We start from the raw sequence: 23,336 nt of genomic DNA on the forward strand, positions 1-23,336 counted from the left end.
TAATATGAAAATTGAAGAAACGTTTATAAAAAACTTAGTAGTTGTAGAACCAACTGTTTTTGGAGATGAAAGAGGTTATTTTTTTGAATCTTATAGTAAAACTAAATTTGAAGATTTAGGAATTGATATAGATTTCGTGCAGGACAATCAATCTTTTTCAAAAAAAGGAACTTTAAGAGGTTTGCATTATCAAAATCCTCCTTTTGCACAAACTAAATTAGTTCGTGTTTTAGAAGGAGAAATTATAGACGTTGCGGTTGATTTAAGAAAAGAGTCTCCGACATATAGAAAAGCTTTCAGCATTCTATTGACTGCAGAGAATAAAAAACAATTATTAGTTCCTCAGGGATTTGCTCACGGTTTTTCTGTAGTTAGCGAAACAGCATCGGTAATGTATAAATGTGATCAGTTTTATAATAAAGTTTCTGAAGGAGGAATTAAATTTGATGATCCATCATTGAATATTGATTGGGGAATGGATCTCAAAGATGCAATTGTTTCTGAAAAAGATCAAATACTTCCTTTTATTGACAGTTGTAATAGTTTGTTTTAATGAAAAAGATTCTTGTAACAGGAGCAAACGGGCAGTTAGGTTCTGAATTAGCAGTTTTATCATCAAATTATGATCAATATCAATGGTTTTTTGCTGACAGAACTCAAATTACTTTAAATGATTTAGATGTTCTTGAGACTCAGTTAGATCAAATTCAACCGGATGTGATTTTCAATTGTGGTGCTTATACAGCAGTTGATAAAGCCGAAAATGAAAAAGAGCAGGCTTTTGCGATAAATCATTTAGCGGTAGAATTAATTTCAAAATATAGCCAGGACAATAATGTAAAATTAATCCATATTTCGACAGATTATGTTTTTGATGGTACTTCTTCTATTGCTTTAAATGAAGACAAGGAAACTAATCCTGTAAATGTTTACGGAGCAAGTAAAAGAGCCGGAGAAATTGCTTGTTTGAAAGAAAATCCAAATTCAATTATTATACGAACTTCCTGGGTCTATAGTAAATTTGGAAATAATTTTGTGAAAACGATGCAACGTTTGATGCAGGAAAGAGAGGCTATTAACGTGGTTCACGATCAAATTGGTTCACCTACTTATGCAGCTGATTTAGCCCAGGCAATGATTGCTATTTTGGAATTTCCGGAATGGATTCCAGGAATTTACAATTATTCGAATGAAGGTGAAATAAGCTGGTATGAATTTGCGTTGAGCATTAAAGAATTGGGAGGATACAGTTGTAATGTTGGCGGGATACCATCAGCATCCTATCCAACTCCGGCAAAACGTCCTGAATTTTCATTATTGGATAAGAAAAAAATTAAAGCCACTTATAATTTAGAAATTCCAAATTATAAAGAGAGTTTAAAAAAAATGTTTGTATAAGTAAAGATGATTTTAATATTTGATTTTAGCATTTCGATAATTAAGAAATCTAAAATCTAAAGTCTAAAATCTAAAATCAAAATATATGAAAGGAATTATTTTAGCCGGAGGTTCTGGCACACGTTTACATCCATTGACTCTTGCGATGAGCAAACAAATGATGCCGGTGTACGATAAACCAATGATTTATTATCCATTGTCTACGTTGATGATGTCAGGGATCAGTGAAATATTGATTATTTCTACTCCGCATGACTTGCCAAATTTTAAAAAACTATTAGGAGATGGTTCGTTTCTAGGTTGTAAATTTAGTTATGCAGAACAGGCAATTCCTAACGGTTTGGCTCAGGCTTTTGTCATTGGGGAGGAGTTTATCGGTAATGATGATGTAGCTTTAATACTGGGAGATAATATCTTTTTTGGATCTAATATGCAGGAACTTTTAAAGTCAAATACAAAACCAAATGGAGGAGTTGTTTTTGCTTATCATGTGTCAGACCCGGAACGATATGGGGTAGTGGAGTTTGATGAAAACTTCAAAGCTATTTCTATCGAAGAAAAACCTGAGGAGCCAAAATCCAGTTATGCAGTTCCCGGATTGTATTTTTACGATAATTCGGTGGTTGAGATCGCTAAAAATATTAAACCAAGTGCACGTGGTGAATATGAAATTACGGATGTGAATAAAGTATATCTGGAAAAAGAAGATTTAAAAGTGGGTATTTTGAGCAGAGGAACCGCCTGGCTGGATACCGGAACTTTTAACAGTTTAATGCAGGCAGGACAATTTGTTCAGGTTTTGGAAGAAAGACAAGGTTTAAAAGTAGGTTGTATTGAGGAAATTGCCTGGAGACAGGGATTTATAAATGATACTCAGCTTGAAGAATTAGCTTTACCTTTGGTAAAATCCGGATATGGTACTTATTTGCTGGAATTTTTGAAACAAAAGAAAAAGGGTGTTAAAATCTAATTTAGATCAGGAAATAATTTTTTAAAACCTTTAATTTGTACTTTTGTAAGACAGACAAAGTTTACAAAATTAAACTATACCAAATTGGATACAGATAAACAAACCAAAATGACCTCTTTGTTACATAATTTTCTCTCACCAAGAAATTTAAGAACGAGCATAAATAATCTTAGCTATTTGCCGAGATGGATCATCATTGCAATAGATGTGATGGTGTTGATTTTTTCGTTTACATTTACTTATATGCTGTTTGAAGGAACTGCATTGGGGTATATTATTACGTCTCATCAGTTTTATTTTGTTGCTAGTCTAATTGTTATAAACGTATTTTTCTTTTGGTTGTTTAGAACCTATTCCGGTATTATTAGGCACTCTTCGTATATTGATGCAATAAAATTGTTGTTTTCTCAAATGTCGGTTTTGGTGTTTTTTTTATTTTTCAATTTAGTTTTTGAATTGTATACAGGACACAAAGCCTTTTTAAATACGGCGCTTTTTATTAACCTGGTATTGTCATTTTGTGGTTTGTTTTTGTATCGTGTGATAGTAAAGCAAACTTTTGAGTTGTACTTTTCTGAGAAAACCAATTCTAAGTTAATCAGAACAGTAATTTACGGAACAGATGCAAATGCGATTTCGGTAGCCAATGCATTAAAATTTGAAACTCCTTCCCGTTTTAAAATTGTTGGATTTGTAGATAAAAATAATCAGAATGCATCTAAGCGAATGTTAGATTTGCCTATTCTGATTTTAAGAAAAAAATTACCGGCTCTAATGCGATCTGTAGCTGCAGAAGGGGTAATCATAGCAGACAAAAGTTTGTCTAAAGAAGAACAGTTAATTATTGTCGATCAGTGTTTAGAATTCAATTATAGAGTATATACAGTTCCACTAATTTCGGATTGGGAGAATCAAAAAGAAATTTCCCAAAAAGTAAAAAACATTCAGATTGAAGATTTACTGGAGAGAAAACCGATAGTTCTGGATAGTAAATCGATTTCGAAACAATTAAAAGATAAAACGGTTCTTATTACCGGAGCTGCAGGATCAATAGGCAGTGAAATAGTAAGACAGGTTTTAGGGTTTAATCCTAAAATGGTGATTATATTAGACCATGCAGAAACACCGCTTCATAATTTATGTTTAGAAACATTAACAATTGGATCTGAATCAAAAATCGTAGCAGTGATTGCTGATGTCAGAAGTAAAAAAGCTTTAGAGAAAGTTTTTAAAAACTATAGTCCGCATGTTGTTTTTCACGCTGCAGCATACAAACATGTTCCTTTGATGGAAGAGAATCCATCGCAGGCTATTCAGACCAATATTAAGGGAACTAAAAATTTAGCTGATTTATCCTGTAAATATCATGTAAAGAAGTTTGTAATGGTCTCTACTGATAAAGCGGTTAATCCTAGCAACGTAATGGGAGCGAGTAAGCGAATAGCAGAGAAATATGTTCAATCTTTATTTTTGAAAAATCAAAGAGAAAACATTGATGGGGCTACTAAATTTATCACAACCCGTTTTGGAAATGTTTTAGGTTCAAACGGATCCGTAGTGCCTTTGTTTACAAAACAAATCGCTGAAGGCGGACCTGTTACTATAACCCATCAGGATATTATTCGTTATTTCATGACCATTCCTGAAGCATGTCAATTGGTTTTAGAAGCCGGTGCTATGGGTAACGGAGGTGAGATTTATATTTTTGATATGGGTAAACCGGTAAAAATTATTGATCTGGCCAAGAAAATGATTAAACTCGCAGGATTTATTCCTGATAAGGAGATCAAGATTAAAATTGTTGGATTAAGGCCGGGAGAGAAACTTTACGAAGAGTTATTGAATGATACGTCAAAAACATTACCAACTTATCATAATAAAATTATGATTGCCCAGGAAATACAAGACGAATATGAAAACTTGCATATTGAAATTGATGAGCTTATTGGTATCGCCGATTTCTACGATAACGATGATATTGTAACCAAAATGAAAAAAATTGTTCCTGAATTTAAAAGTATGAATTCTGCTTTTGAAGTTCTGGATAAGTAGTTTCTTATTGTAAATTGAATTTTAGATTCAAATGATATTAAAAGGTGTTTTTTTAGGAAAACGCCTTTTTTGTTTTTTAGATTAAATCTTAAAGGAGGTTGTTAGTGTAGTTCTTAAAGTAGTATCTCTGTATAGGAGACAAATAAATAAAGCTGCTCACATAGCGATAAAAGAATTATTTGTAAAGAATTATTCTTTTCTTTGCAACTTCAAATTCCATTTTTTAAAGTAAAATATGTTTTTTAATTCTTTAGCATTTGCTGTTTTTTTGCCAATCGTATTCTTTCTGTATTGGTTTGTTTTTAATAAAACAAAAAGCACCCAAAATGCTTTGTTAATCGTTGCCAGCTACTACTTCTATTCTTGTTGGGATTGGCGATTTTTGTTCTTATTGGTCTTTTCTACTTTTCTTGATTATTATACCGGAATTCAGATAGAAAAAGGAAAATCAGATAAAAGCAGGAAATTTTGGTTTTGGCTGAGTGTATTAACCAATTTAGGTTTTCTTGGGATTTTTAAATATTACAATTTTTTTGCTGCCTCTTTTTCAGAATTATTAAACTCGGTTGGGATACAAGCCAGTCCTATATTGTTAAATGTCATTCTTCCGGTCGGAATTTCGTTTTATACGTTTCATGGATTGTCGTATGTCATCGATATTTATTTAAAGCGTATAAAAGCCGAATATAACTTTATAGATTATTCCTTATTTGTGAGTTACTTTCCACTGCTGGTTGCCGGACCAATAGAAAGAGCAACACATTTGTTGCCTCAGGTAAAAGTAAAAAGAGTATTTAATTTTCAAACGGCTAAAGAAGGAATTTATCAGATCATCTGGGGATTGGTCAAAAAAGTGGTTATTGCTGATACGTGCGCGACTTATGCTAACGCTATTTTTGATAACTATACCACTATGAACTCGTTTTCATTGATTCTTGGGGCAGTCTATTTTGCTTTTCAAATTTATGGCGATTTTTCAGGATATTCAGATATCGCGTTAGGAGTGTCAAAATTGTTTGGGTTAGACTTACTGCGTAATTTCAATTACCCTTATTTTTCAAGAGATATTGCGGAGTTTTGGCGACGCTGGCACATTTCGCTTTCGTCCTGGTTCCGCGATTATTTGTATATTCCTTTAGGCGGAAGCAAAGGAGGGATCTGGATGAAAATTCGAAATACGTTTATCATTTTTGTAGTAAGCGGGTTTTGGCATGGCGCCAATTGGACGTATTTGGCCTGGGGATTTATAAATGCAATTTATTTTTTACCGTTACTGTTATCAAATAGTAATCGGAATAATATTGACGTAATTAAAGTTTCCTGGAATTTTGATTCGGTAAAAGTGATTTTTAATATTTTGATAACCTTTTCGATAACCTGTATTGCCTGGGTGTTTTTTCGGGCCAGGACAATTACAGATGCTGTTTTGTATTTAAAACGCATGATTGTGAACCGGGATTTTAGTTTTCAATATCTGGATAATGAACGTTACAGTTATGAATTACTGCTTGTAATTGGTTTGTTTGTTTTAGTGGAGTGGAATAACAGAACCAAAGTAGAACCTCTTTCAGGTAAAAGAAGCATGCTAAAAGTAGCTTTGGCAATTGCAGCTATTATAGCTCTTGGGACCTTTTCGGATTATAAAGAATTTATATATTTTCAGTTTTAATGAAACAGTTTTTATTTTATGCGCTTCGAATTTTAATCATCACACTTTTGATTGCTGTTGCATTGGATGGTATGTATACGTATGTTTTTTTGCAGTCTAAAAACAGAGGAAAAATTGAAACGGTCTTTAATTCTAAAGCAAAAAAGTTTGATGTAGTTATCCTGGGATCATCACGTGCAAATAATCATTTTGTATCGCAAATGTTCGAAGACAAAGGTTTGAAAACATTTAATTACGGAATGAGTGGCGGACATTTGTTTGAAGCATCATTAATGCTCAAGCTAATGATCGAAAAAAAATATGAAATTAAGAACGTTATTCTGGAAGCTGATTTGAATCTTTCTAACGATAAGGAATCTGATGGAGTTGCGGCAAAATTTTTACCGTACATTCATAGTTCAAAAGTGATAGAAAAACATTTCTCAGCTCAGGATAATTTTAATGAATTGTATTATCTGCCTTTCTACAGGTATATAAAATACGATTCTAAAATAGGTTTTAGAGAGGTTTATAAGATCATAAAAGGCGAGTTGACAAATGCTTTAGACAATTTGGGATATTATCCTCTGGTGAAGCATAAGAACGGCAATATGAAAAATAATATTGTTAATCTCAATCCGTTGCCGAAGAATAAGTATTACGAAGAAATCAAAAATATCTGCAAAGCGAATAATATTAATTTTATCGCGGTAATGACGCCGATGTGCGAGAATGTAAAAGGAATGAATTATTTTGATAAAGTAAAAAAAGCATATCCTGAAATTCATAATTATGAAAACGTAGTGCAGGAAGATAAATACTTTTCTTCTTGTGGGCATATGAATGATGCCGGAGCTAAAATTTTTACAGCACGAATATTGTCTGACTTTTTTGGAAAAAAATAAACTTTTCAATCTTAGAAAATCAGTACTAATTCGTGTTTATTAGTTGTATTCAGCTGATAGGTTGTTTAATACGATACTAATAAATATTTGATTAAACACATAGATTCTGTGTTGATTTCCAAATTATATTTATAATTTTTTATATTTTTGTCTCTAAGTCAGCTTTAAGCTAGACTCTGTAGCGTGTTTAAGTTATTCTTTAACTTTACACGCTATTTTTTGTTTTTCATAGTCTTTGTTATAAGTCATTTTATTTTTGAATAAAACATAAGTCATGGCTAATAGTTTTCTTTGAACCGCTACCAATGCCTTCATTTTTATTCCATGTTTTGATACTAATCGAGAATATAACTCTTTAAAATTATCATCCCATTTCACAGCCGATAGAGCTGGAAAATGCATGGCTCCGCGCAAACTCCTATTTCCCCTTTTAGATATTCGGGATTTCCCTTTTATAGAGGTTCCAGATTGTTTTTCTTTTACATCAAGTCCGGCATAGCTTGCTAATTGTTTTTTGTTTCTTATCAATTCAAACCCATTTGTTTCTGCTAAAATTATCACTGCTGTCAATTCTCCAATCCCAGGCAATGTGCAAATGATGTCTATTTCTTTTTTTAGATTTTCATCGCTTCTCACAATATCGTTGATCTCTTCTTTAATCTCTTGTTCCTGACTAGTCAAAAATCGAATGCGTGACTTTATTCGTTTTAAACTATTCTCATTGGGTTCAGCTTCTGATAATTCTGCATGTAACTGATTTTTCACTACAACTCGTTCTGTTACTATCTGGTCTCTTTCACGGGGTAATTGCTGTAGATTTTTGTAAACTCTTTTTGGGCGTTTCCATAAATCTAATTGCCTTTCTAATCCAAATTGAGCGATTGCCTGTGAACACGTTTTATCAGTAATAGTTTTAAGGTCTAAGCTTCGGATATAATTACTAATTTTGTTTGGCAATACAATACTAACCTGATAATCATTTTGGTCTAAATAATAAGCAAATCTTTGATGATAAACTCCTGTAGCTTCCATTACATAAATAACTTTTACCTATTCATCGCTTAGCTTTTTTACCCAGTCTGTAAGAGATACAAAACCTTTTTCTGTGTTTTTAAAAACCTTATAAGCATACAATTCAGTAGATAAATCATCAAACATTCTACCTAAGGTAACTACTAATTCTTTTTGAGCCACATCAATACCTACTACTTGTTTTAATTCTTTCATAACTTTAAAGTTTAATTTTATAAAGTGATGAATCTTCCTTCGTCTTTTCTCCTAATTGGATATTCTGGATATTAAGATTTACCTAATTCCTTACATTCTGTTCAGACTCTAAAAGATAAAAAAGAATGAGGCTTTTTCTATGTGACAATATGTTTCTTTGAACTATTTAAATACATATGTGCTCTCATTCTCTTTCACTTCACTTTTCAAATTTATTGACTTTAATTCTAAAAATCCATAACTTCGCAAACATAGGAGAAACATAGGTAATGTGTGTAAAAGAGAATGCGAAAAAAAAACATATTTCTTTTACATAGTGTGCTTTGTGTATTTTAAACAAGTGAAACGCCTTATTTTTAGTTACAAAAAAAGCTATGTTTGTATGTGTTAAAACGATTACACCAATTCGTAATTTTTAAAAGTTTATTCTACAAAAGCCATAAACGGTTTAGATAATTATCGGAATACGTTTTTTATTTCGAATCGCCACTCTTACCAGAACAAATCCACTGGTAATGATCATTGGTAAAACAATCAGAAAATGTGCTTTGTTGATCAGGAAAATGGTGTAAAAGATTAAGAATAACAGATGTAAAACCGCGAAGCGATACGTCCATCTTTTGTTTTTTATAAGAGAGAAGAAAATCAAAATCAACAATAATGGACTAAATAAAAGTACATTATAATTCATTGCCAGTTCCTGGTGAAGGGAATAAAATCCAACTACAACAAAAAAGATTCCGATAAAAGATAAAATCAAAAGATAGATTTTGTCCACTATTTTGTTGTGCGCCAGAACTACAAAACCTAATATGATGAGGTAAGTATAAACGTTGTTCCACCATGAGCCCGCGGTTTCTTTTTCGAAAGTCAATAAAGTTTTAGTCTTAGCAGCCAAAGGGTGGTCTTGATAAGTAGTTTTCTCTAAGCTATTTTTTAATTCAAACGGCAGGAAAATCTTAGTGCCGGGCTGATCTACTTTTGTTCCAAAAATAATACTTGTCCCCAACTGATCGTAAAAATGGCCATTGAAATAAGGAAATAAAATCGAACGGTATGTTTGGTCTGTATCGCCTTTTTTGGTGATGACTTCCCCGTCTAGTGATTTATTGATAATATCTGCCACCATTGAAGTACAGTTTTTATCAATAAATTTATAAGTATAATAGCGGTTTTCAAGAGCTAAAGTAGCATTTAAATTGTCAAAAAGTTTTTGTTTTAGATCTTGGGAAATAAGAAGTTCCTGTTCGAAAACGCTTCTTTTTTCAGTGGTATAATCATTTATAAAATCAGAGAACGAACGCACACTTACAAAATATTGTAAATCTCCTTTTGCAAATTTGGCAACAAAATTGGGTGTCCTAAAATCAAAATTCCCATAATTGTAAACGATATCAATATTGTTTTCGGGATCTGCAACGCGTACAGCAGTATGACCAAAATACGAATAGGTTTCATTCCCTAATCCGCATGTAATTACGCTTATTTTTGCCTCTTTCGATAAAGGCAAGCTTTGGCTAAAACCAATAAAACCTAGTAATAATAGTAAACTAAAAATTGTTTTTTTGAAAATGACATTTTTCATGATTTAAAATTTTAAGAAGTTTATGGTTTTATAATTTTTATCTAAAGATAGCTAAATATATTTTTGGAACTTTTTGTCCGTATTGTGATGTACAATTTAAAAAACAATAAAAATGCAAAAACGTACTTCGGCGGTTATTTTTAGTAAACGTGAGTGTGTTCTAATTTTTACCAAAAATATAATTTTTTAGTCAGCAAACTTCTTCCTTTTGATAAATATTCCGAAAGTCGAAATTTATAATCAAAAACTCCTTATTATAAAATGGTTTTGTTAAAATCACGTAATCTTTCTGATGAATTCATTTTGATTTTAGTTTGATTATTTTAGATAATAGTGTGAATTGTTCATATAATTATGCGAAATTTGTCGTTGCAAAAAATAAAACTTTAGACCATGAATATTAAAAAACACATTCCTAATTTAATCACATTAATCAATTTGTTTTGTGGTTGTGTCGCCGTTGTTTTTGTTTCACAAGCCGATTATTTAATGGCTTTTTACATGGTTTGCTTAGGAATCTTTTTTGATTTTTTTGATGGTTTTTTTGCCAGATTATTCAAGGTTTCCAGTCCGCTTGGTTTGCAATTGGACTCTTTGGCAGATATGGTAACCAGCGGTGTTGTGCCGGGTTATATTATGTATACTATGTTTTTAAAAAGTGCAAACCCTAATGATCTGATGGCATCCTCTATTATTCCTTTTTTGGGATTTATTGTAACCTTGGGTTCTTGCTACAGACTGGCCAATTTTAATATTGACACGCGTCAGACAGATTCTTTTATTGGACTGCCAACGCCGGCAAATGCTTTGTTTATTCTGAGCCTTCCTTTGGTTTTACAATTTTCAGATTCTTTAGTGATTTTCGAAATTTTGAGCAATCATTGGGTTTTATTAGGTATAACATTATGTAGCGCTTATATCTTAAATGCTGAAATTCCTTTATTTGCTTTAAAAATAAAGAAATTTACGGTAAAAGATAATGTCCTTCAGATTGTGTTTTTACTGGTTTCATTATTATTGTTAATTACGCTTCAATATATTGCAATTCCGTTAATTATCATTTTTTACGTGTTGTTATCAGTTGTGAATAATATATTTTTGAAAAAGTAGTCTTATTTTAATGGCAAGAAAAACGACAAGACGAACTCCATATTCCCGGAAAGCGAAACCTCAGAAATCGATTTTAGCGCGAGTAATTCGTTTCATTATTTATTCTTTTTTTGTATTACTGTTCTTTGCTGCGGTGTATCATTATCGTGATGGACTTGCGTATTATTTGGGTTTTAAATCGAATAAAGTTTTAGATGAAGATGCGGTTGATAAACATCTTTCAGACGTTCGTAATATCCGGGTTCTCGAAAATCATAAAGGAAAAGTAATAGGCATTGATGTATCTGAATTTCAGGGAAAAGTGCAATGGGATGAAGTAGAAGTTCTGGATGAAAAATATCCTGTAAAATTTGTATTTATCCGTGCGACTGCTGGAAATGACAGAGTGGACAGGCAATTTAAGAAAAATTGGGAAGGAGCAAAAGAGTATAAAATTATACGTGGAGCCTATCACTATTACAGGCCAAACGAAAATTCTATCGAGCAGGCCAATCTTTTTATTAAAACAGTAAAATTGCATAAAGGCGATTTACCTCCGGTTTTAGATATCGAAAGATTGCCTAAGAACCAACCTTTGGATAGTTTAAAAAAGGGTTTAAAACGCTGGCTAAATAAAGTTGAAGCGCATTATCAGGTGCGTCCTATAATTTATTCCGGAGAGCGCTATTATAGTGATTTTCTGAAAGAAGAGTTTGGGGAATACTTGTTTTGGATTGCCAATTACAATTTCTATAGAGAGAAAATCGAAGACGATTGGCTTTTTTGGCAATTCACAGAAAAAGCATCATTGCCGGGAATCAAACATCGTGTAGATGTGAATATTTACAACGGTGATCTGCAGCAGTTGCAGTTTATAACAGTGGATTAATTTAGTATTCAGTCTCAGTTTACAGTTTTCACTGAGACTGTAAACTGAGACTGAAAACTTTTTTATTTAAGCTGTGTAAGCGTATATAGGAAAAAAAGAAATGCAATTGTAATGAGGATCGCTTTCTGATTTGCAAAATTAATAGTGAAACCGGCCCATTTTAATTTCTTAGGAACAAACATTCTTTTGTCTTGTTTGTTGTGATAAAACATTCCCAAATGCCAGTTGTTTGGGTCATTATGCCAATTATTGTAATCTTGTTGAGTTGGTTTTTGTGGTATCATTTTTTTGTAATTTTCAGTCACTATTTTCAATTTCAGAAAACTGTAAACTAAAAACTGCGACTGTATACTGATTTAGAATTCAAGTTTCTTTTTACGAAGTTCAAAGTTTTGACCAAGATAGACACGGCGCACCATTTCATCTTCAACTAATTCTTCCGGAATTCCGGCTTTCAAAATTCCTCCTTCAAACATTAAGTAGGTTTTGTCCGTAATTGCTAAGGTTTCCTGAACGTTGTGATCCGTAATTAAGATTCCGATATTTTTATTTTTCAATTGTGCCACAATTCTCTGAATGTCCTCAACTGCAACAGGGTCAACTCCTGCAAAAGGTTCATCTAATAAAATAAATTTAGGATCTGTTGCCAAAGCACGTGCAATTTCAGTACGGCGACGCTCTCCACCTGAAAGTAAATCACCCCTGTTAGTGCGAATATGTTCTAAGCTGAACTCTTCAATTAAACTTTCCATTTTTGCAATTTGCTCTTCTTTAGAAAGTTTTGTCAATTGCAAAACACTAAGGATATTATCTTCGATACTTAGTTTTCTAAAAACAGAAGCTTCCTGAGCTAAATAGCCAATTCCCTGTTGCGCACGTTTGTACATCGGATAATCGGTGATGTCCAGATCGTCCAGATAGATATTTCCTGAATTTGGTTTTACCAATCCTACGATCATGTAGAAAGAAGTTGTTTTTCCGGCACCATTAGGGCCCAAAAGTCCAACAATTTCTCCTTGATTAACCTCTACAGAAATTCCTTTTACGACGCTGCGGCCTTTGTAGGTTTTGATTAAATTATCGGCTCTTAATTTCATTTTTTTAGTTTAATCGTTTAAACGTTTGAATCGTTTATTCGCCACAAATTAACGAATAAACGATTCAACAAATAAACCTATTAACAATTATTTAGTTTCAGCTTCCTCAAGAGCTTCCCAGAATTCGTAAGCTCTGCGTAAATGAGGTACCACAATAGTTCCTCCAACCAGAGTTGCGATTCCCATTGCTTCCATCATTTCTTCTTTTGTAACACCTTCTTTATGGCTGGTTTCCAGATGATATTTTACACAATCGTCACAGCGTAAAACTGCAGATGCAACTAATCCTAAAAGCTCTTTTGTTTTTACGTCAAGAGCTCCGGGAGCGTAAGCATTCGTGTCAAGGTTAAAAATTCGCTTTACAATTTTGTTGTTGTCAGCCAGTAGTTTTTCGTTCATTTTAGAACGATAATCGTTAAATTCTTGTATGATATCAGACATTTTCTTTCAATTTATTTTTATAGACAATCCTTGAAATCAGGATACTCACTTCGTAGATAATCAACATTGGTATTGCTACAATAGTTTGACTAACTACATCCGGAGGAGTTACAATTGCGGCAACAATTAATATAATTACTACAGCATATTTCCAGTATTTTCTTAAGAAATCAGGAGTAACTAATCCTAATTTGGTTAAGAAATAAATAATAATTGGTAATTCAAAAAACAATCCACTTGCGAGAATACTTGTTTTTACCATTCCCATATAAGAATCAAGTGTAAATTGATTTTTTACCACATCACTTACAGAGAAAGTGGCAACGAAATTAACAGACATCGGAATCACGACATAATAGCCAAATAACACTCCTAAAAAGAAAAGCAGGGAAGAAGTGAATATAAATAATTTGGCATTTTTTCTTTCTTTCTCGTATAAAGCGGGGCTGATAAATTTCCAAAGTTCCCATAAAATGTAAGGGAAACTAAGGATGAAACCGGCTAAAAGACACATCCATACAAAAATGTTTACCTGTCCTTCCATTTCTGTATTCTGAATGATAAAATTCAGTTCAGTAATACAGATACTGTCAGCGAAACCCAGTGCATGAGATAAATCACAAAACCATACATAAGTAAAAAATGTTGGTCGGATTGGGCCTAAAATAATCTGATCGAATAAATAATCACTGATAAAATAAGTGAAAAATGCCATGATGCATATTGCAATGGTACTTCTTACTAATAACCATCTTAATTCTTCAAGATGGTCTAAAAACGACATCTCGCCAAGGTTCTTTTTTGCCATTATACGATTCCTTCTTTTAAAATGTCATGTAAATGTAATACTCCTTTGTACTCACCATTATCTGCAACAATCAGTTGCGTAATCGAAAAATCTTCTAAAATATTTAAGGCGTCAACGGCCATAGTTTCTGAGGATACTGATTTAGGATTTCTTGACATAATATCTTTTGCAGTTAAGTCAGCAATAGTATCTACGTCATTTAGCATTCTTCGGATGTCTCCGTCAGTAATAATTCCGATAATTTTATCATTTTCGATAACAGCTGTTACACCTAATCGTTTTTCAGAGATCTCAAAAATAACTTTTTTAACTGAGGTATCCGGCGTTACCATTGGTTTTAACGAATGTTCAATCATGTCTTTTACACGAAGCAATAATTTTTTGCCTAAAGCTCCGCCCGGATGGTAAACAGCAAAATCTTCCGGTTTAAAATCACGCATTTCCATCAAACAAACTGCCAGCGCATCACCCATTACGAGTTGTGCCGTGGTGCTGTTTGTTGGTGCTAAATTTATTGGGCAGGCTTCCATTTCAACGGTTGTATTCAACACGTAGTCAGAACCTTTTGCCAGAAATGAAGTTGTGTTTCCTGTTATTGCGATTAAGGTGTTTCCGAAGCGTTTTAATAACGGAACCAAAACTTTTATTTCGGGACTGTTGCCGCTTTTTGAAATGCAGATAATGATATCTTCGTTTTGTATCATTCCTAAATCACCATGAATGGCTTCTGACGCATGCAGGAACATAGATGGCGTTCCGGTAGAGTTAAAAGTGGCTACCATTTTTTGAGCAATTATCGCGCTTTTTCCGATTCCGGTAACGATCAGACGACCTTTAGTTTCGTAAATACGCTGGACAGCTTCGTAAAAATTTTCGTCCAAAAAATCAATTAACTTTGTAATTGCTTCACTTTCAGAGAGTATGGTTTTCTTGGCAATCGCCAATATATTTTCTTTTGTGATCAAAACAGGATATTTTAAATTTGTATGTATAAAAGAAAGTTGTATCTTTATGTGTTGCAAATTTATACAAAATACCCTTAATATAAAGAATGAATTCAAACGAAATTGAAATACACAAGGAATTAAAGAAGTATTTCGGCTTTAGCCAATTTAAGGGCTTGCAGGAGCAAGTCATTACAAGTATTTTAAGTCAAAAGAATACTTTTGTAATTATGCCTACTGGTGGAGGAAAGTCTCTTTGTTATCAATTACCCGCTTTAATTCAGGACGGAACAGCTATCGTTGTCTCGCCTTTGATTGCTTTGATGAAAAATCAGGTTGATGCTATTAGAAGTCTTTCTTCAGAAAACGGAATTGCGCATGTATTAAATTCCTCTCTTACTAAAACAGAAATTGCACAGGTAAAAAAAGACATTACTTCTGGTTTGACCAAGCTTTTGTATGTGGCGCCGGAATCTCTGACTAAGGAAGAGTATGTGGCTTTTTTGCAAAGTGTGCCTATTTCGTTTGTGGCTATCGATGAAGCACATTGTATTTCAGAATGGGGTCATGATTTCAGGCCGGAATACAGAAACCTGAAAAATATTATCAAACAATTAGGGCAGGTGCCTATTATTGGGCTTACTGCAACTGCAACCCCAAAAGTTCAGGAAGATATTCTTAAAAACCTGGATATGTCTGATGCCAATACTTTCAAAGCATCATTCAACAGACCCAACTTATACTACGAAGTTCGTACAAAAACTAAAAATATAGAATCGGATATTATTCGGTTTATCAAACAACATAAAGGCAAATCCGGAATTATTTACTGCTTAAGCCGTAAAAAAGTAGAATCGATTGCCGAAGTTTTACAAGTAAACGGTATCAGTGCTGTTCCTTATCATGCAGGTTTAGATGCTAAAACCCGTGCAAAACATCAGGATATGTTTCTGATGGAAGATGTAGATGTGGTGGTGGCAACAATCGCTTTTGGTATGGGAATAGACAAGCCGGATGTTCGTTTTGTAATTCATCATGACATTCCAAAATCACTAGAAAGTTATTATCAGGAAACCGGTCGCGCGGGACGTGACGGAGGCGAAGGACATTGTCTGGCGTATTACTCTTATAAAGATGTAGAAAAGCTCGAAAAATTCATGTCCGGGAAACCTGTGGCAGAACAAGAAATTGGTTTTGCATTATTGCAGGAAGTTGTGGCTTACGCCGAAACCTCTATGTCACGCCGAAAATTCTTATTGCACTATTTTGGTGAAGAATTTGACAGCGAAACCGGTGAAGGTGCTGATATGGATGACAACGTTCGTAATCCTAAAACCAAAGTCGAAGCGAAAGATCAGGCTGTTAAATTGCTGGAAATTGTTCGTGATACCAAGCATATTTATAAGTCAAAAGAAATTGTGTTTACTTTAATAGGTCGTGTAAACGCTGTGATTAAAGCCCATAAAACAGACACGCAATCATTTTTTGGTTCAGGTTCAGATCATGACGAGAAATACTGGATGGCATTATTGCGACAAGTTCTCGTAGCAGGTTATTTGTCTAAAGATATTGAGACTTATGGTGTGGTGAAAATCACTAAAGAAGGTTTGGATTTTATCAAGAAACCAGTTTCATTTATGATGTCTGAAGATCATGAGTATAATGAATCTGAAGATGAAGCAATCGTAACGGCATCAAAATCTTCAGGAACTGCAGACGAAGTTTTAATGGGAATGTTGCGCGAGCTGCGTAAAAAAGTAGCCAAAAAACTTGGGGTTCCTCCGTTTGTTGTTTTTCAGGATCCTTCTCTTGAAGATATGGCTTTAAAATATCCTATTGCCTTACCTGAATTGTATAATATTCATGGTGTTGGAGAAGGAAAAGCCAAGAAGTATGGTAATGAGTTTATTACTTTGATTAACCGTTATGTAGACGATAATGATATTATTCGTCCTGATGATTTAGTCGTGAAATCTACCGGAGTTAATTCGGTAAATAAATTATACATCATCCAGAATATAGACAGAAAATTACCATTGAGTGATATTGCATCTGCAAAAGGACTTTCGATGGATGCTTTGATCAAAGAGATGGAGCAGATTGTGTATGCCGGAACGAAACTGAACATCAAATATTGGGTAGATGATATGCTTGATGAAGATCAGCAGGAAGAAATTCACGATTATTTCATGGAATCAGAATCGGATAAAATCGAAGACGCTCTTAAAGAATTCGATGGCGATTATGATATTGATGAGTTACGACTAATGCGAATTAAGTTTATTAGTGAAGTAGCGAATTAGTTATAAGTTAAATGTGAGATGTAAAAAGTATCGATACGATCATCTCACATTTTACTCAGTATAAACTTCCCCGCGATGCGGTTTTAAAGCATCTCTTATGGGAATCATATTTTCGTCAGTTGCTACCATAAAAGCGGTGGCATGCATATCGTTTACGATTTTAAATCCTGTAATATTTAAAGGAAGTTTTTCGATCACAATATATTCTTTCAAATGAATTTCATGATGCTCAGCTGTTTTTGCAGCAGCCGGACCGCGAAAATCCCAAATTAGTTTTATTTTTCTAGACATTTTTTTTAAAGGTGCAAAGGTTCGGAGTTGCAAAGATACAAAGTCTTTCTTGGCAAGATTAATAACTTACTGTAGAATTAAGGGTAAATTTTGTTTAATATACAGACAAATTTTTTATTTTCTTTGCGACTCTGCGACTTTGCGCGATAAAAAAATAAAGCTTTGCTAACTTTGCTTATATCTTTGTAAATCTGCGTGCAAATTTTACAGTTAAGGTATATTTCATTTCAAAATGTTATTTTTGCATGTTCTTTTCATAAATAGAAAAGCTAATTGAATAAATAAAACAAAATGCCAAGAGAACTTTTACTTCAGGTAACTCCGGAAATAGCGGCAAACGAATTGCTGCTAAAAGACTATTTGTCTAAACAAATAAAGGTTTCTCCAAAGGAAATTCAACATATTTCTATTTTAAAACGATCTATTGATGCGCGTCAAAAAGCGATAAAAATCAATCTGAAAGTGATCATCTATTTACAAGGAGAGACTTTTCAGCAAACTAAAATAGAGCTACCTATATATAAGGACGTTTCTTCGGCTCAGGAAGTCATTGTGGTTGGAGCCGGTCCGGCGGGACTTTTTGCCGCTTTGCAATTAATCGAATTAGGTTTAAAGCCAATTGTAATCGAACGCGGAAAAGATGTTCGGGGTCGCCGACGTGATTTAAAAGCAATAAATGTTGATCATTTGGTCAACGAAGATTCTAATTATTGTTTTGGAGAAGGCGGTGCAGGAACTTACTCTGACGGAAAATTATATACACGTTCTAAAAAACGTGGCGATGTAACGAGAATATTGGAGCTTTTAGTAGCTTTTGGTGCTTCTGAGGATATATTGGTAGAAGCACATCCGCATATCGGAACCAATAAATTGCCGAAAATTATCGAAGATATCCGAAATAAAATCATCGAGTTTGGCGGACAGGTTTTGTTTGATACCCGTGTAACGGATATTTTGGTAAAAAATAATGAAGTAGAAGGGATTGTTACTCAAAACGGAGATAAGATTCTTTCGAACAAACTAATATTAGCGACAGGGCATTCAGCGCGTGATATCTTTGAATTATTAGATAAAAAGAAAATTTTTATCGAAGCGAAACCTTTTGCTTTGGGAGTTCGTGCAGAACATTCGCAGGAATTAATTGATAGTATTCAATACAGTTGTGATTATCGTGGCGAGCATTTGCCTCCTGCACCGTATTCTATTGTAAAGCAAGTAAACGGCCGTGGAATGTACTCGTTTTGTATGTGTCCGGGAGGTGTAATCGCGCCTTGCGCAACAAGTCCGGGCGAAGTAGTTACAAACGGCTGGTCGCCATCTAAGCGCGATCAGGTTACGGCAAATTCAGGAATTGTTATAGAATTGAAACTGGAAGATTTTAAACCTTTTGCAAAATTTGGTGCTTTGGCCGGAATGGAATTTCAAAAAAGTATCGAACAAAAAGCATGGCATCTGGCTGGGGAAACTCAAAGAGTTCCGGCACAGCGAATGATCGATTTTACTCAAAATAAAGTTTCAGCAGATATTCCGAAAACATCTTATGTACCGGGAACAACTTCGGTAGAAATGGGGCAGGTTTTTCCGGGATTTTTATCACAGATTTTACGCGAAGGATTTAAAGAATTCGGAAAATCTATGCGTGGTTATCTGACCAATGAAGCTATTTTGCATGCGCCGGAAAGCAGAACTTCGTCTCCGGTTCGTATTCCAAGAGATCCAATAACGTATGAGCATTTGCAAATAAAAGGTTTGTATCCGTGTGGAGAAGGAGCCGGCTATGCGGGCGGAATTATATCGGCCGCTATTGATGGCGAAAAATGTGCCTTGATGATTGCTGAAACTTTAAAATAATATATTTTGATGAAAGACTTTTTTTTGAATTTGTTTGGTAGAAATAATAATCCAAAATCGATCGTTTCGTTTGATGTTATGGATGCTATTTATTCAGAGTTGTATAACGGGAATAATAATTTTGAATTTAAAATGAAAGGAGTTCATGATACGGTTTCTGTAAGTCTGTATTCGTTTCCAAGTTCTTTTGATCATGACGAGGGAAGAGCTGAGATTAAGAAAAGCGGTTTCAAAAATGCTTACGAAGTTTTAAACGAAATCTATAAAAAGATTAATATAGGGCCTGTTTCTGAGGAACAAATGCTTCAGGAATTAGAGTATGACTATATTCATATTCAGTTTTATACAGAGCCAACTGCAGAAGCGAAAAAATATTTTAAGCATATCCTGCATAATTTTGTCATCTTCTTTTGTTGTACGAATAGTTTGGAAACAAACGATTTCAAGATGCTTTATAACAATAGTTATTTCCTTGATTATACAAAAGGAATATTAGATGCGGAAGCTATTGATATAAAGGAGCCAAAAAATGATGCTCAAAAATTAGGTTTCAAAGAGTTTGAAAGGATTTTGCAGGGAATTTGCCAGCATCTGAATATCGAATTACCGGAAAGTATTGAGCTTCCTTCACGGGAAAATTTATTGCCGGAAGAGGTTGAGGTTACGCAGGAGACTTTTGAAGAATTTATAAAATTGGTTTCAAGAGGAGATGTAGACGAAAAATTAGTTCAGAAGCAATCAAAGAAACTTTTGAAGAATTTTAAAAAAGGACATACGGAATATCACGAAATTGTTCAGGGACAATGGGATTTCTTCGAAAGTATTGATGCTTGGAACAGCGACTGGAAATTTGACCCTGAAGATGCAGAATATTTCATTTCGGAAATGATAGGCGAAGATCTTAATTTCGATTATCCGGAAGAAACCTATAGTCATGATTTGTTTCCTTACATTCAGTCGGCATTAGAGCAACGAGGATTAGAATTGATGAGTTATGATACTCACGGAGATAACTATTTGTTTTTTGTGGCCAATAAAAATGATGTTCCCAGAATTTTACAATTGTCTGAATTGACAAAAATTGAGGTAGATAGTTTGTGATTAATTGCCATGACCCGAGCGATAGCGAATAGGCGAAGCAATTTACTAATTAATTTTCACGCAGATTTTGCAGATTATAGATTGGTTGAAAATTTAATTTTAAATCTGCGGATATCAGCTTGAATCTGCAAAATCTGCGTGAAAATGCATTGCAAATAATTCTTGAATTCGTGGCGAAAAAAAAATATTTAGTTCTGTTAAGGAATCAAAATTATTTTCCCGGTACTTTTTCGGCTTTCCAGATAATCATGCGCCAGTTTTCCTTCTGATAATTTGAAAGAAGTAGGTTCAGAAACTTTGATTTTTCCTTCGATAATCCAGTCAAATAATTGACTGGCTCTTTTGATTCTTTCTTCTTTAGAAACTAAGTAGCTCCACAAGTCGCCACCTGTTAGGGTTTTAGAAGTATCCATTAGCATTCTTGGATTTATGGGTTCAGGATCTCCACCGGCCATCCCAAAGAAAACGACTTGTCCGCATTCTTTGGTCACTTCAAAACTATCCATTAAAGTACTTCCGATACTGTCGTAAACGACATTGACACCTTTTTCAATCACTTTAAAAATAGCTGATTTCCAGTCTTCATTGTATAGAAAAACATGATCCGCTCCTTGTTCAATGGCAACTTTGGCCTTGTCAGAAGATGAGGTCAGGCCAATAACATTAGCGCCTAGTGACTTACTGATTTGAGTTAGTAATTGCCCGACTCCACCAGCAACGGCATGAATCAATATTGTTTCGCCTTTTGTGGTTTTGTGACTGTCTGTTGCTAAATAATGTGCTGTCAGGCCTTGCAATAAAATGGAAGCGGCAGTTTCGAAAGAAATGGCTTCCGGCAAAGGAAGAACATGGTTTGTATTTACGGCTACTAATTCTGCATTTGCAAAAGGAACATCGGCGAAAGCCACGCGATCTCCAATTTTATATTCCGGATGATTGTTTGCATTCACAATAATTCCGGCACCTTCATAGCCCGCAATAAAAGGCGGATTCCCTTTTAAATGATAATTTCCTTTGCGTCGGTAAACATCAGCGAAATTTAATCCGATGGCTTTCATTTCGACTAAAATCTCATCGCTTTTTAATTCAGGATTCGGAATTTCGATATATTCTAAAACATCTGAAGTCCCGAAAGAAGAGAAGGTAAGTGCTTTCATTTATAGTGTGTTTAGAGATGCAAAGTACGGTAAAAATCATTCTTATTGCCAGAGATTAAATGGATTAAAATGGTTTTTAACACTTGGTTCAATTTGATTGTAATCTGTGACAATCTTTTAATCTGTGGGAAAAAAACATAAAAAAACCGTTCATTTTCATGAACGGCAACTATTATTAACCAATATAAAAGTCTGTTATTTCTTTTTTAGTTTGTCTTTGAAGACTTTTTCGAATTTCTCGATTTTCGGCTGGATTACCATTTTGCAATACGGCTGGTTTTTATTGTTCGCATAATAATTCTGGTGATAATCTTCGGCTTTATAAAATGCTTTAAAAGGTTCTGTTTTTGTCACAATAGGGCTGTTGTATACTTTTGCTTTGTTTAGTTCGGCTATAATACTTTCGGCCGCTTTTTTTTGTTCGGCATTTTTATAGAAAATCACAGAGCGATATTGAGTTCCAACATCTGCGCCTTGTCGGTTTAGCGTTGTAGGATCGTGAACGGTAAAGAAAACCTTGAAGATTTCATTAATATCCGTCACGTTTTTATCAAAAGTAATCTGAACTACTTCGGCGTGTCCGGTTGTTCCTGTGCAAACTTCCTCATAAGTTGGGTTGGCGGCTTTACCTCCGGAGAAACCGGAAACGACAGATTTTACGCCGTCCAGATTTTCATAAACAGCTTCAACGCACCAGTAACAGCCTCCGCCAAGCGTGATGGTTTCCAGATTTGAGGCAGTTTTTGGTTTGTTACTTTGCGAGAATCCGTTTAGGGATAATGCGAAAATGGCAATTAGAAATATATTTTTCATCGTTGTTTTATTTAGAATCAGGTATAAAGTCTAGTGCAATCGAATTCATGCAATATCGTTTTCCGGTTGGCTCAGGTCCGTCATCAAATAAATGACCTAAATGTCCTCCGCAGCGACCGCATAAAGCTTCGATTCTTTCCATGCCAAGAGAGTTATCATTTTTGTAAACCACACTTTTTTTATTGTCCTGTTCAAAAAAGCTGGGCCACCCGCAGCTGCTGGCGAATTTGGCACCGGAACGGAAAAGTAAGTTGCCGCAAGAAGCGCAATAGTAAGTTCCTTTTTCGTCTGTATTCCAGTATTTTCCCGTAAATGGTCTTTCGGTATCTGCATTTCGCATTACGTCATAAACATCTTCTGGTAATACTTTTTTCCACTCAGCATTCGTAACATTGAGTTTTGTCGTATCGGTATTCGAATAATAAGGATTTCCTGGTTTGTTGATTTTGTTTTCCATAACCACTGATTTTGTATTTTGTTTTTTCGCGCTTTGTCCACATGCCTGCAAAATAAAGAGCGGAATTAAAAAGCAAAGACTGAAGATTTGAGTTTTCGTTTTCATTTTTTTTGAGTGCTTTAATTCTGTTTTTCAAAGATACGACGAGATTTCGCCTTGAAATGTCGTCTGCTTTACAATTCAGATTTTTTTAAGTATGTTTTAACTTTTAATATGTACGTAAAATAGATAGTTTTAGTTTTAAGTGTTGTTATTAAAGGATTTTAGGGTTTAAAATAATTGTATTTTGTTGTAAGTCAGTTTTTTGCAA

Annotated in this window: 23 protein-coding genes; 11 read left to right on the forward strand and 12 right to left on the reverse strand. The window is 34.1% G+C overall.

All coding sequences use genetic code 11. The features are described 5' to 3' along the window. Positions 1–4: 4 nt before the first annotated feature. The 6 genes from rfbC (at position 5) to ACQKCJ_RS08450 (ending at position 6,973) form a co-directional block, all read left to right on the forward strand. Entirely contained in the window at positions 5–553 is a 549-nt protein-coding gene (gene rfbC, locus ACQKCJ_RS08425) for a dTDP-4-dehydrorhamnose 3,5-epimerase (RefSeq protein ID WP_427401789.1), read from the forward strand. Then, positions 553–1,398, forward strand: a complete 846-nt coding sequence (gene rfbD, locus ACQKCJ_RS08430) for a dTDP-4-dehydrorhamnose reductase (protein WP_427401790.1) — start codon at positions 553–555, stop codon at positions 1,396–1,398. The genes rfbC and rfbD overlap by 1 nt, the downstream gene beginning before the upstream one ends. 85 nt (positions 1,399–1,483) lie before the next feature. Further along, positions 1,484–2,368, forward strand: coding sequence for a glucose-1-phosphate thymidylyltransferase RfbA (gene rfbA / locus ACQKCJ_RS08435; protein ID WP_427401791.1), 885 nt, complete (start codon positions 1,484–1,486; stop codon positions 2,366–2,368). Positions 2,369–2,452: 84 nt separating this feature from the next. Continuing rightward, the gene (locus tag ACQKCJ_RS08440; protein ID WP_427401792.1) at positions 2,453–4,420 is read left to right on the forward strand and encodes a polysaccharide biosynthesis protein; all 1,968 of its coding nucleotides are present in this window, start codon (positions 2,453–2,455) and stop codon (positions 4,418–4,420) included. Positions 4,421–4,655: 235 nt separating this feature from the next. After that, positions 4,656–6,089 (forward strand): MBOAT family O-acyltransferase, encoded by a 1,434-nt coding sequence (locus tag ACQKCJ_RS08445; RefSeq protein ID WP_427401793.1) that lies wholly within the window; start codon positions 4,656–4,658, stop codon positions 6,087–6,089. Next, positions 6,089–6,973 (forward strand): hypothetical protein, encoded by an 885-nt coding sequence (locus ACQKCJ_RS08450; protein ID WP_427401794.1) that lies wholly within the window; start codon positions 6,089–6,091, stop codon positions 6,971–6,973. Before ACQKCJ_RS08445 ends, ACQKCJ_RS08450 begins: the two co-directional genes overlap by 1 nt. Before the next feature lie 192 nt (positions 6,974–7,165). Here the strand turns inward: ACQKCJ_RS08450 and ACQKCJ_RS08455 are convergent, their stop codons facing one another. From ACQKCJ_RS08455 to ACQKCJ_RS08465, 3 genes are all read right to left on the reverse strand, one after another. Continuing rightward, positions 7,166–8,014 carry an IS110 family transposase gene (locus ACQKCJ_RS08455; RefSeq protein WP_427401816.1) on the reverse strand — a complete coding sequence of 283 codons (849 nt, stop codon included), beginning with the start codon at positions 8,012–8,014 and terminating at the stop codon, positions 7,166–7,168. Between the two features lie 9 nt (positions 8,015–8,023). Continuing rightward, the gene (locus ACQKCJ_RS08460) at positions 8,024–8,200 is read right to left on the reverse strand and encodes a hypothetical protein (protein ID WP_427401795.1); all 177 of its coding nucleotides are present in this window, start codon (positions 8,198–8,200) and stop codon (positions 8,024–8,026) included. 448 nt (positions 8,201–8,648) lie between these two features. After that, the gene (locus ACQKCJ_RS08465; RefSeq protein ID WP_427401796.1) at positions 8,649–9,785 is read right to left on the reverse strand and encodes a DUF4105 domain-containing protein; all 1,137 of its coding nucleotides are present in this window, start codon (positions 9,783–9,785) and stop codon (positions 8,649–8,651) included. 393 nt (positions 9,786–10,178) lie between these two features. Here ACQKCJ_RS08465 and ACQKCJ_RS08470 point away from each other — a divergent pair, with 393 nt between their 5' ends. Both ACQKCJ_RS08470 and ACQKCJ_RS08475 read left to right on the forward strand, forming a co-directional pair. Continuing rightward, positions 10,179–10,895 carry a CDP-alcohol phosphatidyltransferase family protein gene (locus ACQKCJ_RS08470; protein ID WP_427401797.1) on the forward strand — a complete coding sequence of 239 codons (717 nt, stop codon included), beginning with the start codon at positions 10,179–10,181 and terminating at the stop codon, positions 10,893–10,895. A gap of 10 nt (positions 10,896–10,905) precedes the next feature. Beyond that, a complete protein-coding gene (locus ACQKCJ_RS08475) occupies positions 10,906–11,763 on the forward strand; it encodes a glycoside hydrolase family 25 protein (RefSeq protein WP_427401798.1) in 858 nt (285 codons plus the stop codon). Positions 11,764–11,825: 62 nt separating this feature from the next. On the opposite strand, the gene ACQKCJ_RS08480 is transcribed toward ACQKCJ_RS08475, so the two are convergent. The 5 genes from ACQKCJ_RS08480 to ACQKCJ_RS08500 form a co-directional block, all read right to left on the reverse strand. Next, a complete protein-coding gene (locus ACQKCJ_RS08480; protein WP_072960800.1) occupies positions 11,826–12,047 on the reverse strand; it encodes a DUF5808 domain-containing protein in 222 nt (73 codons plus the stop codon). 72 nt (positions 12,048–12,119) lie between these two features. Then, complete coding sequence (gene lptB, locus ACQKCJ_RS08485) at positions 12,120–12,860, reverse strand: LPS export ABC transporter ATP-binding protein (RefSeq protein ID WP_056255108.1); 741 nt, start codon at positions 12,858–12,860, stop codon at positions 12,120–12,122. An 87-nt stretch (positions 12,861–12,947) separates the two neighbouring features. Then, entirely contained in the window at positions 12,948–13,301 is a 354-nt protein-coding gene (locus ACQKCJ_RS08490; protein WP_072960803.1) for a carboxymuconolactone decarboxylase family protein, read from the reverse strand. Continuing rightward, the gene (tatC, locus tag ACQKCJ_RS08495; RefSeq protein WP_072960806.1) at positions 13,294–14,109 is read right to left on the reverse strand and encodes a twin-arginine translocase subunit TatC; all 816 of its coding nucleotides are present in this window, start codon (positions 14,107–14,109) and stop codon (positions 13,294–13,296) included. The genes ACQKCJ_RS08490 and tatC overlap by 8 nt, the downstream gene beginning before the upstream one ends. Continuing rightward, positions 14,109–15,074, reverse strand: a complete 966-nt coding sequence (locus ACQKCJ_RS08500; protein WP_072960929.1) for a KpsF/GutQ family sugar-phosphate isomerase — start codon at positions 15,072–15,074, stop codon at positions 14,109–14,111. The genes tatC and ACQKCJ_RS08500 overlap by 1 nt, the downstream gene beginning before the upstream one ends. Positions 15,075–15,160: 86 nt before the next feature. Here ACQKCJ_RS08500 and recQ point away from each other — a divergent pair, with 86 nt between their 5' ends. Continuing rightward, positions 15,161–17,356, forward strand: a complete 2,196-nt coding sequence (gene recQ, locus ACQKCJ_RS08505) for a DNA helicase RecQ (protein WP_427401799.1) — start codon at positions 15,161–15,163, stop codon at positions 17,354–17,356. Positions 17,357–17,407: 51 nt separating this feature from the next. Here the strand turns inward: recQ and ACQKCJ_RS08510 are convergent, their stop codons facing one another. Continuing rightward, entirely contained in the window at positions 17,408–17,647 is a 240-nt protein-coding gene (locus ACQKCJ_RS08510) for a hypothetical protein (RefSeq protein ID WP_427401800.1), read from the reverse strand. 291 nt (positions 17,648–17,938) lie between these two features. On the opposite strand from ACQKCJ_RS08510, the gene ACQKCJ_RS08515 reads away from it, so the two are divergent. Together ACQKCJ_RS08515 and ACQKCJ_RS08520 are read left to right on the forward strand one after the other, a co-directional pair. Further along, a complete protein-coding gene (locus ACQKCJ_RS08515) occupies positions 17,939–19,498 on the forward strand; it encodes an NAD(P)/FAD-dependent oxidoreductase (RefSeq protein ID WP_427401801.1) in 1,560 nt (519 codons plus the stop codon). Between the two features lie 9 nt (positions 19,499–19,507). Continuing rightward, positions 19,508–20,599 carry a DUF6630 family protein gene (locus ACQKCJ_RS08520; RefSeq protein ID WP_427401802.1) on the forward strand — a complete coding sequence of 364 codons (1,092 nt, stop codon included), beginning with the start codon at positions 19,508–19,510 and terminating at the stop codon, positions 20,597–20,599. Between the two features lie 197 nt (positions 20,600–20,796). Here the strand turns inward: ACQKCJ_RS08520 and ACQKCJ_RS08525 are convergent, their stop codons facing one another. From ACQKCJ_RS08525 to msrB, 3 genes are all read right to left on the reverse strand, one after another. Beyond that, complete coding sequence (locus ACQKCJ_RS08525) at positions 20,797–21,756, reverse strand: quinone oxidoreductase family protein (protein WP_427401803.1); 960 nt, start codon at positions 21,754–21,756, stop codon at positions 20,797–20,799. A 195-nt stretch (positions 21,757–21,951) separates the two neighbouring features. Continuing rightward, a complete protein-coding gene (msrA, locus tag ACQKCJ_RS08530; protein WP_072960824.1) occupies positions 21,952–22,569 on the reverse strand; it encodes a peptide-methionine (S)-S-oxide reductase MsrA in 618 nt (205 codons plus the stop codon). 7 nt (positions 22,570–22,576) lie between these two features. Beyond that, on the reverse strand, positions 22,577–23,131 hold the full coding sequence (msrB, locus tag ACQKCJ_RS08535; RefSeq protein ID WP_427401804.1) for a peptide-methionine (R)-S-oxide reductase MsrB: 555 nt from the start codon (positions 23,129–23,131) through the stop codon (positions 22,577–22,579). Positions 23,132–23,336 lie beyond the last annotated feature (205 nt).

Origin of the sequence: Flavobacterium sp. NPDC079362 (genome assembly GCF_050267765.1) — a bacterium.
In the GTDB taxonomy this organism is placed as follows: domain Bacteria; phylum Bacteroidota; class Bacteroidia; order Flavobacteriales; family Flavobacteriaceae; genus Flavobacterium; species Flavobacterium azizsancarii.

Coding starts and splice junctions, on each gene's coding strand:
- rfbC (WP_427401789.1), top strand. CDS start 5: ATGAAAATTGAAGAAACGTTTATAAAAAACTTAGTAGTTGTAGAACCA.
- rfbD (WP_427401790.1), top strand. CDS start 553: ATGAAAAAGATTCTTGTAACAGGAGCAAACGGGCAGTTAGGTTCTGAA.
- rfbA (WP_427401791.1), top strand. CDS start 1,484: ATGAAAGGAATTATTTTAGCCGGAGGTTCTGGCACACGTTTACATCCA.
- ACQKCJ_RS08445 (WP_427401793.1), top strand. CDS start 4,656: ATGTTTTTTAATTCTTTAGCATTTGCTGTTTTTTTGCCAATCGTATTC.
- ACQKCJ_RS08450 (WP_427401794.1), top strand. CDS start 6,089: ATGAAACAGTTTTTATTTTATGCGCTTCGAATTTTAATCATCACACTT.
- ACQKCJ_RS08460 (WP_427401795.1), bottom strand. CDS start 8,200: ATGAAAGAATTAAAACAAGTAGTAGGTATTGATGTGGCTCAAAAAGAA.
- ACQKCJ_RS08465 (WP_427401796.1), bottom strand. CDS start 9,785: ATGAAAAATGTCATTTTCAAAAAAACAATTTTTAGTTTACTATTATTA.
- ACQKCJ_RS08470 (WP_427401797.1), top strand. CDS start 10,179: ATGAATATTAAAAAACACATTCCTAATTTAATCACATTAATCAATTTG.
- ACQKCJ_RS08475 (WP_427401798.1), top strand. CDS start 10,906: ATGGCAAGAAAAACGACAAGACGAACTCCATATTCCCGGAAAGCGAAA.
- ACQKCJ_RS08480 (WP_072960800.1), bottom strand. CDS start 12,047: ATGATACCACAAAAACCAACTCAACAAGATTACAATAATTGGCATAAT.
- lptB (WP_056255108.1), bottom strand. CDS start 12,860: ATGAAATTAAGAGCCGATAATTTAATCAAAACCTACAAAGGCCGCAGC.
- ACQKCJ_RS08490 (WP_072960803.1), bottom strand. CDS start 13,301: ATGTCTGATATCATACAAGAATTTAACGATTATCGTTCTAAAATGAAC.
- tatC (WP_072960806.1), bottom strand. CDS start 14,109: ATGGCAAAAAAGAACCTTGGCGAGATGTCGTTTTTAGACCATCTTGAA.
- recQ (WP_427401799.1), top strand. CDS start 15,161: ATGAATTCAAACGAAATTGAAATACACAAGGAATTAAAGAAGTATTTC.
- ACQKCJ_RS08510 (WP_427401800.1), bottom strand. CDS start 17,647: ATGTCTAGAAAAATAAAACTAATTTGGGATTTTCGCGGTCCGGCTGCT.
- ACQKCJ_RS08515 (WP_427401801.1), top strand. CDS start 17,939: ATGCCAAGAGAACTTTTACTTCAGGTAACTCCGGAAATAGCGGCAAAC.
- ACQKCJ_RS08520 (WP_427401802.1), top strand. CDS start 19,508: ATGAAAGACTTTTTTTTGAATTTGTTTGGTAGAAATAATAATCCAAAA.
- ACQKCJ_RS08525 (WP_427401803.1), bottom strand. CDS start 21,756: ATGAAAGCACTTACCTTCTCTTCTTTCGGGACTTCAGATGTTTTAGAA.
- msrA (WP_072960824.1), bottom strand. CDS start 22,569: ATGAAAAATATATTTCTAATTGCCATTTTCGCATTATCCCTAAACGGA.
- msrB (WP_427401804.1), bottom strand. CDS start 23,131: ATGAAAACGAAAACTCAAATCTTCAGTCTTTGCTTTTTAATTCCGCTC.